Raw genomic sequence first — 11,876 nt, forward strand, 5'->3', positions numbered from 1 at the left:
AATTCAGATGAGCCAGAACGTTTACCAGTTTATCGACCTTCAGCGTGTTGATCCGCCAAAGAAACCGCTGAAGATCCGTAAAATTGAATTTGTTGAAATCTATGAGCCGTTTTCAGAAGGCCAGGCCAAAGCACAGGCAGACCGCTGCCTGTCCTGCGGTAACCCTTACTGCGAATGGAAATGTCCGGTCCATAACTACATTCCGAACTGGCTGAAGCTGGCCAACGAAGGGCGTATTTTTGAAGCCGCCGAGCTGTCTCACCAGACCAACACCCTGCCGGAAGTGTGCGGGCGCGTGTGTCCTCAGGATCGCCTGTGCGAAGGCTCCTGTACGCTGAACGACGAGTTTGGTGCGGTGACCATCGGCAACATCGAGCGCTATATCAACGATAAAGCCTTCGAGATGGGCTGGCGTCCGGATATGACCGGCGTGCGTCAAACCGACAAGCGCGTGGCGATCGTCGGCGCGGGTCCGGCAGGCCTCGCCTGTGCCGACGTGCTGACACGCAACGGCGTGAAGGCGGTGGTTTTTGACCGTCATCCGGAAATCGGCGGCCTGCTGACCTTCGGCATCCCGGCCTTCAAGCTGGAAAAAGAGGTGATGACCCGCCGCCGTGAAATCTTCACCGGCATGGGCATTGAGTTCAAACTCAACACCGAAGTGGGCCGCGACGTGCAGCTCGACGATCTGCTGAAGGATTACGACGCCGTGTTCCTGGGCGTGGGCACCTATCAGTCCATGCGCGGTGGTCTGGAGAACGAAGATGCGCCAGGCGTGTACGACGCGCTGCCGTTCCTGATTGCTAACACCAAACAGCTGATGGGCTACGGCGAAACCGCCGACGAGCCGTTTGTCAGCATGGAAGGTAAACGCGTTGTCGTGCTGGGCGGCGGTGATACCGCGATGGACTGCGTGCGTACGTCCATTCGTCAAAACGCGGCGCACGTCATCTGCGCCTACCGTCGTGACGAAGAGAACATGCCGGGCTCTAAGCGCGAAGTGAAAAACGCGCGTGAAGAGGGCGTGGAGTTCCAGTTCAACATCCAGCCTCTGGGCATTGAAGTGAACGCCAACGGTAAGGTGAGCGGCGTGAAGATGGCGCGCACGGAGATGGGCGCGCCGGATGCGAAAGGTCGTCGTCGCGCGGAGATCGTGGCAGGCTCTGAGCACGTGATCCCGGCCGACGCCGTGGTGATGGCGTTTGGTTTCCGCCCTCACAGCATGGAGTGGCTGGCGAAGCACAGCGTAGAGCTGGACTCTCAGGGCCGCGTGATTGCGCCGGAAGGCAGCGACAACGCCTTCCAGACCAGCAACCCGAAAATCTTCGCCGGTGGCGATATCGTTCGCGGTTCAGACCTGGTGGTTACCGCGATTGCCGAAGGGCGTAAAGCGGCTGACGGGATCATGAACTTCCTGGAAGTATAAGCCCCTCTGACTCCCCGGCAGAAGCATAACGCGGAACGCCGGGGAGCCTGTTTTCAGTAACCTATCCTTAGTCAACGATACCCTCTACCCCTAAAAAGCAGCGTAAATCCCGACGTAAACGTTTGCATTGTTGAAAAAAATGTATATTATGCGGCGGATTTTTTGGCCAAAATTCAAGGAGGCGTTGTGTCGCAAGATAACAATTATAGCCAGGGCCCCGTTCCTCTGGCGGCGCGGAAAGGCGTGGTTCCACTCACTTTTGTGATGTTAGGGTTAACGTTTTTTTCCGCCAGTATGTGGACCGGAGGCACGCTCGGTACCGGTCTTTCCTATAATGATTTCTTCCTCGCAGTTCTCTTCGGCAATCTCCTCCTCGGTATTTACACTGCTTTTCTTGGTTACATTGGCGCGAAAACCGGCCTCTCAACCCATCTTCTTGCGCGTTACTCGTTCGGTATAAAAGGGTCCTGGCTTCCCTCCATGCTTTTAGGCGGTACGCAGGTAGGATGGTTTGGCGTCGGCGTAGCGATGTTTGCCATCCCGGTGAGTAAAGCCACGGACATCGACGTGAACATCCTGATTGCGGTTTCCGGCCTGTTGATGACGTTGACCATTTTTTTTGGCATCTCGGCACTGACGATTTTATCCATCATCGCCGTACCCGCTATCGTCATCCTGGGTAGCTACTCCGTCTGGCTGGCGGTGGACGGCGTGGGAGGGTTGGACCACCTCAAATCCATTGTGCCGCAGACGCCGCTCAACTTTTCCAGCGCGCTGGCGCTGGTTGTAGGTTCGTTTATCAGCGCAGGCACGCTGACCGCCGACTTCGTCCGCTTTGGCCGCAATGCCAAAGGGGCCGTTCTGGTGGCGATGGTGGCATTTTTCCTTGGCAACTCGCTGATGTTTATCTTCGGTGCGGCAGGCGCTGCCGCCGTAGGACAGGCCGATATTTCTGACGTGATGATCGCCCAGGGACTGCTGCTGCCGGCGATTGTCGTTCTCGGCCTGAATATTTGGACCACCAATGACAACGCGCTGTACGCCTCTGGTCTGGGTTTCGCCAATATTACTGGCCTTTCCAGCCGTACGCTGTCGGTGATGAATGGCATTATCGGTACGCTGTGCGCGCTGTGGCTATACAACAACTTCGTTGGCTGGCTGACCTTTCTGTCGGCAGCGATTCCGCCGATTGGCGGGGTGATTATCGCCGACTATCTGATTAATCGCCGCCGTTATGCCAGCTTCGACCACGCAAAATTTGTGTCCGTTAACTGGATTGCCATTTTCTCGGTCGCCCTGGGTGTTGCTGCCGGGCACTACATTCCGGGAATTGTCCCCGTTAACGCAGTATTGGGTGGCGTCTTCAGCTATTTGGTGTTAAACCCATTCGCCAAACGTACCCTTGCTAATCCTTCGGAGGCTTCCCATGCAGAATAATTCCCTCACTATCCGTCAGGCCCGTTTGCAGGGGCAGGAAGGTTTATGGCAGATCACGATTGAGGACGGACGCTTCAGCCGTATCGATCCTCAGGAAACTGCCCCTGCGCCAGTCGGTCAGGTGCTGGACGCTGAATGCGGGCTGGTTATCCCTCCTTTCATCGAACCGCATATCCATCTGGATACAACGCAAACGGCGGGTGAACCGAACTGGAACCAGTCAGGCACCCTTTTCGAGGGAATCGAGCGCTGGGCCGAACGTAAGGCGATGCTCACCCACGAAGACGTTAAAATCCGCGCGATGCAGACCCTGAAGTGGCAGATCGCCAACGGCATTCAGTACGTACGTACACACGTTGACGTCTCGGACCCCACGCTTACGGCACTGAAAGCCATGCTGGAGGTGAAGCAGGAAGTCGCCCCGTGGGTCGATATCCAAATTGTGGCATTCCCGCAGGAAGGCATTCTTTCTTATCCGAACGGAGAAGCACTGCTTGAGGAAGCTGTACGTTTAGGGGCGGATGTCATCGGCGCAATCCCGCACTTTGAATTTACGCGTGAATATGGCGTGGAGTCGCTGCATAAAACGTTTTCCCTGGCCAGAAAGTACGACCGCCTGATCGATGTCCACTGTGATGAAATTGATGATGAGCAGTCGCGCTTTGTTGAAACCGTTGCCGCCCTGGCACATCGTGACGGAATGGGTTCGCGCGTGACCGCCAGCCATACCACGGCGATGCACTCCTATAATGGCGCGTATACGTCCCGGCTGTTTCGCCTGTTAAAAATGTCAGGCATTAACTTCGTGGCAAACCCGCTGGTTAACACGCATTTGCAGGGCCGTTTCGATACCTATCCCAAACGCCGCGGCATCACGCGCGTCAAAGAAATGCTGGAAGCGGAGATCAACGTCTGCTTTGGTCATGACGACGTTTTCGATCCGTGGTATCCGCTGGGAACCGCGAATATGCTTCAGGTTCTGCATATGGGGCTGCACGTCTGCCAACTGATGGGCTACGGGCAAATAAACGATGGGCTTAACCTGATCACTACCCACAGCGCGAAAACGCTCAATTTGCAGGACTATGGCGTGCGCGTTGGGAATTCAGCAAACCTGGTGATCCTCCCGGCAGAGAATGGGTTTGATGCCGTTCGTCGCCAGACGCCGGCACGATACTCTGTTCGCCACGGCAAGGTGATTGCCGAGACGGTGCCCAGCCAGACAACCGTGCACCTGACGCAGCCGGAAGCGGTGACGTTTACGCGCTAATTCTGGGTTGGAAACCGCGGGGCAAACGTCATCGCGTACATAAAGATATCCTCACGGCGGAGCTCATAACGCCCTGCCGTTTTTTCCAGCGGATTAACTTTTGCTTTTGGCTAACGCGCTTTTATCGCCGCCAAACGGGACGGCTCCGCTGAAAGGTTTACCGTCGATGGCGTCGTGGGTTCGAATCGCCTCCGGCCGCAGCCAGCGCTGAACGCGGGACGGCATATCCAGCCCAATCAGCAGGACCACCACAAAGGTCAGGCCGAAGGAGAGCGATCCCAGGGCTGTGCCCAGCGCCATATTCTGCGACAGCAGCGCGCCAATCACCGGGGCGATCGCCCCGCCCAACGCCCCGACGTTATAGGTAAAGCCCAGACCCGCCGCACGCTGGTCGGTGTCGAAATAACCACCGATGAGTTTCGGTAAGATCCCCGAGATCCCCTGCCCCAGCATCTGCTGGAAAAAGAGCAGCAGGCCCAGCACCCAGACATTTGCACCACCGATCGCAAAGACGGCCAAGGGTTTCATCTGAGTTTTCAGCGTTACGATCGGTCGGTTTCATTGCAGTCCAGTGCCATTGAAGGAAAACGCTGCATCATAACACAGGAAATTAGAGGGGGCGAAAAGGGGCAAAAAGCAAAACAGGCCCGTCGGGCCTGTTTGTTTATTTCACAACGCGCAGTGCGGGACGACCACCGCGCGGTGGCGGTTCATCATCGGGACCCTCGTCGTCGTCCTGACGATCGGGCTTGTCGCCATCAATCACCGACATGACCGGGTCGCTTTCGCGTTCATCGGATGCGTCATCGTCATTCAGGCTGGCAACCTCTTCATCATAAGCCGCTTCCGGCTCGAACATGGTGCCTGCACCGTTTTCACGGGCATAGATAGCCAGAACCGCAGCCAGCGGAACGGAAACCTGACGCGGCACGCCGCCGAAACGCGCATTAAAGCGCACTTCGTCGTTTGCCAGCTCCAGGTTACCCACTGCACGTGGCGCAATATTCAGTACAATCTGTCCGTCGCGTGCGTATTCCATTGGAACCTGCACGCCCGGCAACGTCACATCCACAACCAGGTGCGGCGTGAGCTGGTTATCCAGCAGCCATTCATAGAAGGCGCGCAGCAGATACGGACGGCGTGGGGTAAGTTGTGACATTTCCACAGTCATTAGCCTCGGCCGAGACGCATTTCGCGCTCCGGTTCAGTTAAGGATGCCAGGAAAGAGTCGCGCTCAAAGACGCGCGTCATATAGCCTTTCAGCTCTTTCGCGCCCGGGCCGCTGAATTCCACGCCCAGGGTTGGCAGACGCCACAGCAACGGCGCCAGGTAGCAATCTACCAGGCTGAACTCGTCGCTCAGGAAGAACGGTTTTTGACCAAATACCGGCGCAATCGCCAGCAGCTCTTCACGCAGCTGTTTACGCGCAGCATCCACTTCTGAAGAGGAACCGTTGACGATAACGTTCATCAGCGTGTACCAGTCTTTCTCGATACGCTGCATGTACAGGCGGCTTTCACCACGCGCAACAGGATAAACAGGCATCAGTGGCGGATGCGGGAAACGCTCATCCAGGTATTCCATAATGATACGGGATTCCCACAGGGTCAGCTCGCGATCCACCAGCGTCGGTACGCTTTGGCTCGGGTTGAGATCGATCAGATCCTGAGGCGGGTTATCCTTTTCCACATGCTCGATCTCAAAACTGACACCCTTCTCGGCCAGCACGATACGAACCTGATGGCTATAAATGTCAGTAGGACCAGAAAACAGCGTCATTACCGAACGTTTGTTGGCAGCGACAGCCATGAAAACCTCCAGGTATATTCAGAATTTTTACTGCTACCGGCCCAACGGGGCCAGCCAGATGAAGTATCGCCCATCCCAGAGAAGACACATTGTTCAAGAATCGAACAAAAATCGAGTATTCACCGATATTTGGGCAGAAAATTGGATGATAGTTTACCAGATTTTGATGGCTTTGTGGTGAGGGGATGCCGGAAATGTGGAAAAAGAGAAGATATATGAAATGTTACTGTGGATAACCTGCGCATTATCCATAAAAAAACCCGCCGAAGCGGGTTTTTCGCCAATCGTTCTGCGTAAGCAGAATGGATTAACGTTTGGAGAACTGTGGACGACGACGTGCTTTACGCAGACCCACTTTCTTACGTTCAACCTGACGAGCGTCACGAGTAACGAAGCCAGCTTTACGCAGTTCAGAACGCAGGGATTCGTCGTACTCCATCAGAGCGCGGGTGATACCGTGACGGATCGCACCTGCCTGACCGGAGATACCACCACCTTTAACGGTGATGTACAGATCCAGTTTTTCTACCATATCAACCAGTTCCAGCGGCTGGCGAACTACCATGCGGGCAGTTTCGCGACCGAAGTACTGTTCCAGAGAACGCTGGTTAATTACGATTTTACCACTGCCCGGTTTAATGAAAACGCGAGCTGCGGAACTTTTGCGGCGACCAGTGCCGTAGTATTGATTTTCAGCCATTGCCTATAATCCCGATTAGATGTCAAGAACTTGCGGTTGCTGTGCCGCGTGGTTGTGCTCGTTGCCTGCGTAAACTTTCAGTTTACGGAACATAGCACGACCCAGCGGGCCTTTTGGCAGCATGCCTTTAACCGCGATTTCAATCACACGCTCAGGACGGCGGGCAATCATCTCTTCAAAGGTCGCTTCTTTGATACCACCGATGTGGCCGGTGTGGTGGTAGTACACTTTGTCAGTACGCTTGTTGCCGGTAACAGCAACTTTGTCAGCGTTCAGAACGATGATGTAATCACCGGTATCAACGTGCGGAGTGTATTCCGCTTTATGCTTACCGCGCAGGCGACGAGCCAGTTCAGTAGCCAGACGGCCCAGAGTTTTACCGGTCGCGTCAACAACATACCAGTCGCGCTGTACGGTTTCTGGTTTAGCTGTAAAAGTTTTCATTAAAAGCTTACCCAAATAATAAGTTACACGTTGGTGAACACCCAAACGTTTAGTCAGTTGAGGTTCACACGACAAAGTCCGGCAAACCTACCCCTTCGAATAGCACATGCCGACACATAGAAAGTTTCGGGAAAAAAACCTTCTCGTAACGTGGGGTCGCAAGATTATAGAGAAGTTGAGGTCAAAGATCGACCCTTAAATGTGATTTGGAATGGGTTTTTCGAGACGGTGGAAAATGCCGGGTGGCGGCTGCGCCTAACCCGGCCTACATGGTTCCCGTCTTAAGGAGAGGGTAGCATTTATGGCATATGCTCACGCTTGAGGTACTCTTCGCTCTGCATCTCTTGCAGGCGCGACAGGCAGCGCTGGAACTCAAACTTCAGGCGCTCGCCCTGATAAATCTCATATAAAGGTACTTCGGCGCTGACCACCAGCTTAACGTGGCGCTCGTAAAACTCATCTACCAGCGCAATGAAGCGGCGCGCTTCGCTCTCCATGAGCGGGGTCATGACGGGCACATCCCACAACATAACGGTATGGAACAAACGCGACAGCGCAATGTAGTCATGCTGGCTGCGGGCATCCACGCAGAGCGTTGCAAACGAGACGGCCAGCGTCTGGTTCTCAACGCCCAGCGTCGGCAACGGACGATGGTTAATCTCCAGCGCTGGGGCGTTATCTCGCGGCGCCCCTGCCAGCGCCAGCCACAGTTTATCCATCTCGCGGGAGGTGTCGGCGTTCAGCGGCGAAAGCCACAGGTGCGCCTGCGTCAGCGTGCGCAGACGATAATCAACACCGGCATCGACATTCATGATGTCGCAATGCTGTTTGATAGCATCAATGGCCGGCAGGAAACGCGCCCGCTGGAGACCATTGCGATAAAGCTCATCCGGCGGGATATTTGAGGTTGCCACCAGGGTGATCCCACGCGCAAACAGCGCTTTCATCAGCCCCCCCAGAAGCATGGCGTCCGTAATATCGGAAACAAAGAACTCGTCGAAGCAGAGCACGTCCGTTTCCGCCTTGAAGCGATCGGCCACGATCTCCAGCGGGTCGGTTTCGCCCTGGAGCGCCGTCAGCTCTTCATGAACCCGCAGCATGAAACGGTGAAAGTGCAGACGCTGCTTACGCGTGCCGGGCAGGCTCTGGTAAAACATATCCATCAGCCAGGTTTTACCCCGTCCAACGCCGCCCCACATATATAGGCCGCGAACCGGTGCGTTTACCGGCGGCTCTTTTTTACCCAGCAAACGGCCAAATGCCGCCTTCAGCCCGCTGCTCTGCGCCGTATCGGCGGGTTTCGCCAGAAGTTCCTGGTATATCGTGTTCAGGCGGTTAACCGCTTCACGCTGGACATCATCCGGCTGGTGGGTGCCCTCACTCAGGGCCAGTTGGTAACGCGATGAAGGGGACAGGTTTTGCATGATGTTGTTGTTATTCCTTTAGTTAAACCTCACCAGCGCGCGCGGCTGATGAAAAAAAGGCCGTTCTACACTACGCGATGATACGTCAGGATTCCACTTCTGCGGAAATAGCGGTTATAGTGGCATAATCAGGCACAGGCAGGAGCCGAGCCAACACCCTACGGAACAACAAGACAACGGGAGAAGTTCATGACCTGGGAATATGCGCTAATCGGTTTAGTCGTCGGCATCATCATCGGTGCTGTGGCCATGCGTTTCGGTAACCGCAAATTGCGTCAGCAGCAGTCACTGCAATACGAACTGGAAAAGAACAAAGCCGAGCTGGAAGAATATCGTGAAGAGCTGGTCAGCCACTTTGCCCGTAGCGCCGAGCTGCTGGACAACATGGCGACAGATTATCGCCAGCTCTATCAGCACATGGCGAAAAGCTCCAGCAGCCTGCTGCCGGAAATGACCGCAGAGACCAACCCCTTCCGCAATCGTCTGGCGGACTCTGAAGCCGGTAACGATCAGGCACCGGTTCAGATGCCACGCGACTATTCAGACGGCGCGTCCGGCCTGCTGCGCGGTGGTGTAAAACGCGATTAATCGCAAAACCTGAATAAATTTTACGGGCGCACCTCATGCGCCCGTCCTTTCTTCCCGTCCCCAGCTATTATTTACTCATTCACCTCATTGTTCAGCGGTTGAAAATTCAATAACATCAAGATGTTTTTGGGGCCGTTCTTTTTCATTCCAGGATACGAGAGTCAGCATCGATGAAGAAAAAAAATCAGCTGTTGAGCGCCTTAGCGTTAAGTGTCGGGTTATCTCTCTCGGCCTCCTTCCCTGCCAGTGCGGCTCTGCCTTCGCAGGTGCCCGGACAAGAAGCCATTCCCAGCCTCGCGCCGATGCTTGAAAAAGTCCTGCCTGCGGTGGTCAGCGTGCAGGTGGAAGGGACCGCACGACAAAGCCAGCGCATCCCCGAAGAGCTGAAGAAATATTTTGGCGAAGAGGCGCCGGATCAGCAGGCTCAGCCGTTTGAAGGACTGGGTTCGGGCGTGATTATCGACGCGGCTAAGGGCTATATCCTGACCAATAACCACGTGATCAGCCAGGCCGATAAAATCAGCGTTCAGCTGAACGATGGCCGGGAGTTCGACGCCAAACTGATCGGCGGTGACGATCAGAGCGATATTGCCCTGCTTCAGGTGCAAAACCCCAGCAACCTGACCCAGATCGCCATCGCCGATTCCGATAAGCTGCGCGTCGGTGATTTTGCCGTCGCGGTCGGTAACCCGTTCGGCTTAGGCCAGACCGCTACCTCCGGGATTGTCTCCGCCCTGGGGCGCAGCGGCCTGAATCTCGAAGGACTGGAAAACTTTATCCAGACCGACGCCTCCATCAACCGGGGCAACTCCGGCGGTGCGCTGCTTAACCTGAACGGTGAGCTGATCGGCATCAACACCGCGATACTCGCGCCAGGCGGCGGCAGCATCGGGATTGGTTTTGCCATTCCGAGTAACATGGCCAAAACCCTGTCTCAACAGCTGATTCAGTTTGGCGAGGTTAAGCGCGGACTGCTGGGCATCAAAGGCATGGAGATGAGCGCCGATATCGCCAAAGCCTTTAAGCTCAACGTCCAGCGCGGGGCGTTTGTCAGCGAAGTGCTGCCCAACTCCGGCTCTGCAAAGGCGGGCGTGAAATCCGGCGACGTTATTGTCAGCCTGAACGATAAACCGCTGAGCAGCTTCGCTGAATTACGTTCACGTATTGCCACCACGGAGCCTGGCGCTAAAGTGAAGCTGGGCCTGATCCGCGAGGGCAAACCGCTGACCGTGGAAGTGACGCTGGACAAAAGCACCTCCTCTTCCGCCAGCGCAGAACAGATCTCCCCGGCGCTCCAGGGCGCTACGCTGAGCGACGGTCAGCTTAAAAACGGCACGAAAGGCATTTCTGTCACTAACGTTGAGAAGAGTAGCCCGGCCGCACAGGCAGGTTTACATCAGGACGACGTGATTATTGGCGTGAACCGCACTCGTGTGCAGTCTATTGCGGAAATGCGTAAGGTGCTGGAGAGTAAACCGGCGGTCATTGCCCTGCAAATTATCCGTGGCAACGACACTCTGTACATTTTACTGCGTTAACCATTTGCGACTCCGGGCATCGCCGCTGCGTGTGATGTCCGGATAACTCATGTTATGCTGCAAACCGTTCCTTTTTTAACGACACACGCATCATGCTTTTAAAGCTCTTTCGTTCAATTGTCATTGGTTTGATCGTTGCCGGTCTGCTGCTGGTGGCTATGCCATCTTTACGCCAGTTCAACAAACTGTCGGCTCCCCAGTTCGACAGCACGGATGAAACGCCTGCGACGTACAATCAGGCGGTACGCCGTGCCGCCCCCGCCGTGGTTAACGTTTATAACCGCGGGCTTAACAGCTCCGCGCATAACCAGCTGGAGATCCGCACGCTCGGTTCCGGCGTGATCATGGATGACCGGGGTTATATCATCACCAATAAACACGTCATTAACGATGCCGACCAGATTATCGTCGCCTTGCAGGATGGCCGCGTGTTTGAAGCCCTGCTGGTGGGGTCGGACAGCCTGACCGATCTGGCGGTCCTGAAGATCAACGCCACGGGCGGACTGCCAACTATCCCGATAAACCGCAAACGAACGCCGCACATCGGCGATGTGGTGCTGGCGATCGGTAACCCGTACAACCTGGGCCAGACCATCACGCAGGGGATCATCAGCGCGACCGGTCGAATTGGCCTGAACCCGTCAGGACGACAGAACTTCCTGCAAACCGATGCCTCGATCAACCACGGTAACTCCGGCGGCGCGCTGGTGAACTCCCTGGGTGAACTGATGGGCATTAACACCCTCTCCTTTGACAAGAGCAACGACGGCGAAACACCGGAAGGAATTGGCTTTGCCATTCCGTTCCAGCTGGCAACCAAAATCATGGACAAGCTGATCCGCGATGGCCGCGTGATCCGCGGCTACATTGGTATCGGCGGGCGTGAAATCGCGCCGATGCATACGCAGGGTGGGGGTATCGATCAGATCCAGGGGATTGTGGTCAACGAAGTGGCGCCTGGCGGCCCGGCGGCCAATGCGGGCATCCAGGTGAACGACGTTATCCTTTCCGTCAACGGCACGCCGGCGGTCTCTGCGCTTGAAACCATGGACCAGGTGGCCGAGATTCGACCGGGCTCCATTATTCCTGTTGAAGTCATGCGAAACGATAAGAAGCTGACGATTCAGGTCACCATTCAGGAATATCCGGCCACTAACTGACGGCCATAAAAAAACCGAAGCCTGTGCTTCGGTTTTTTTTGCCGGGTGGCGCTTACGCTTACCCGGCCTGCTATGGGAGA

The 11,876-nt window shown here is 55.6% G+C and carries 11 protein-coding genes and 1 pseudogene; 6 read left to right on the forward strand and 6 right to left on the reverse strand.

Annotated features, from left to right (window positions below; translation table 11 throughout):
* Nucleotides 1–7 precede the first annotated feature (7 nt).
* From gltD to codA, 3 genes are all read left to right on the forward strand, one after another.
* Nucleotides 8–1,426, forward strand: coding sequence for a glutamate synthase subunit GltD (gltD, locus tag DBR02_RS07885; RefSeq protein WP_063451012.1), 1,419 nt, complete (start codon nt 8–10; stop codon nt 1,424–1,426).
* A gap of 186 nt (nt 1,427–1,612) precedes the next feature.
* Entirely contained in the window at nt 1,613–2,863 is a 1,251-nt protein-coding gene (gene codB, locus DBR02_RS07890) for a cytosine permease (RefSeq protein ID WP_107533994.1), read from the forward strand.
* Nucleotides 2,853–4,133 carry a cytosine/isoguanine deaminase gene (gene codA, locus DBR02_RS07895; RefSeq protein WP_107533996.1) on the forward strand — a complete coding sequence of 427 codons (1,281 nt, stop codon included), beginning with the start codon at nt 2,853–2,855 and terminating at the stop codon, nt 4,131–4,133. Before codB ends, codA begins: the two co-directional genes overlap by 11 nt.
* 93 nt (nt 4,134–4,226) lie before the next feature.
* Here the strand turns inward: codA and DBR02_RS07905 are convergent.
* From DBR02_RS07905 to zapE, 6 genes and pseudogenes are all read right to left on the reverse strand, one after another.
* Nucleotides 4,227–4,649 (reverse strand): annotated as a pseudogene (locus DBR02_RS07905) (MFS transporter); the annotation flags it as partial.
* Between the two features lie 148 nt (nt 4,650–4,797).
* Nucleotides 4,798–5,298, reverse strand: a complete 501-nt coding sequence (gene sspB / locus DBR02_RS07910; protein ID WP_063867931.1) for a ClpXP protease specificity-enhancing factor — start codon at nt 5,296–5,298, stop codon at nt 4,798–4,800.
* 5 nt (nt 5,299–5,303) lie between these two features.
* Nucleotides 5,304–5,942 (reverse strand): stringent starvation protein SspA, encoded by a 639-nt coding sequence (gene sspA / locus DBR02_RS07915; RefSeq protein WP_107533998.1) that lies wholly within the window; start codon nt 5,940–5,942, stop codon nt 5,304–5,306.
* A 307-nt stretch (nt 5,943–6,249) separates the two neighbouring features.
* Nucleotides 6,250–6,642 (reverse strand): 30S ribosomal protein S9, encoded by a 393-nt coding sequence (gene rpsI / locus DBR02_RS07925; protein ID WP_003860436.1) that lies wholly within the window; start codon nt 6,640–6,642, stop codon nt 6,250–6,252.
* A 15-nt stretch (nt 6,643–6,657) separates the two neighbouring features.
* On the reverse strand, nt 6,658–7,086 hold the full coding sequence (rplM, locus tag DBR02_RS07930; RefSeq protein ID WP_006178824.1) for a 50S ribosomal protein L13: 429 nt from the start codon (nt 7,084–7,086) through the stop codon (nt 6,658–6,660).
* A 299-nt stretch (nt 7,087–7,385) separates the two neighbouring features.
* Nucleotides 7,386–8,510 (reverse strand): cell division protein ZapE, encoded by a 1,125-nt coding sequence (zapE, locus tag DBR02_RS07935; protein WP_107533999.1) that lies wholly within the window; start codon nt 8,508–8,510, stop codon nt 7,386–7,388.
* A 189-nt stretch (nt 8,511–8,699) separates the two neighbouring features.
* Here zapE and zapG point away from each other — a divergent pair, with 189 nt between their 5' ends.
* The 3 genes from zapG to degS all read left to right on the forward strand — a co-directional run bounded on the left by zapG (nt 8,700) and on the right by degS (nt 11,796).
* Nucleotides 8,700–9,098: a Z-ring associated protein ZapG gene (gene zapG, locus DBR02_RS07940; RefSeq protein ID WP_003860432.1), complete on the forward strand. Its 399-nt coding sequence runs from the start codon at nt 8,700–8,702 to the stop codon at nt 9,096–9,098.
* Between the two features lie 170 nt (nt 9,099–9,268).
* Nucleotides 9,269–10,636, forward strand: a complete 1,368-nt coding sequence (gene degQ / locus DBR02_RS07945; RefSeq protein WP_107534001.1) for a serine endoprotease DegQ — start codon at nt 9,269–9,271, stop codon at nt 10,634–10,636.
* A 92-nt stretch (nt 10,637–10,728) separates the two neighbouring features.
* On the forward strand, nt 10,729–11,796 hold the full coding sequence (degS, locus tag DBR02_RS07950) for an outer membrane-stress sensor serine endopeptidase DegS (protein ID WP_003860430.1): 1,068 nt from the start codon (nt 10,729–10,731) through the stop codon (nt 11,794–11,796).
* Nucleotides 11,797–11,876 lie beyond the last annotated feature (80 nt).

It is taken from the genome of Enterobacter cloacae complex sp. (genome assembly GCF_900322725.1).
Classification (GTDB): Bacteria; Pseudomonadota; Gammaproteobacteria; order Enterobacterales; family Enterobacteriaceae; genus Enterobacter; species Enterobacter quasihormaechei.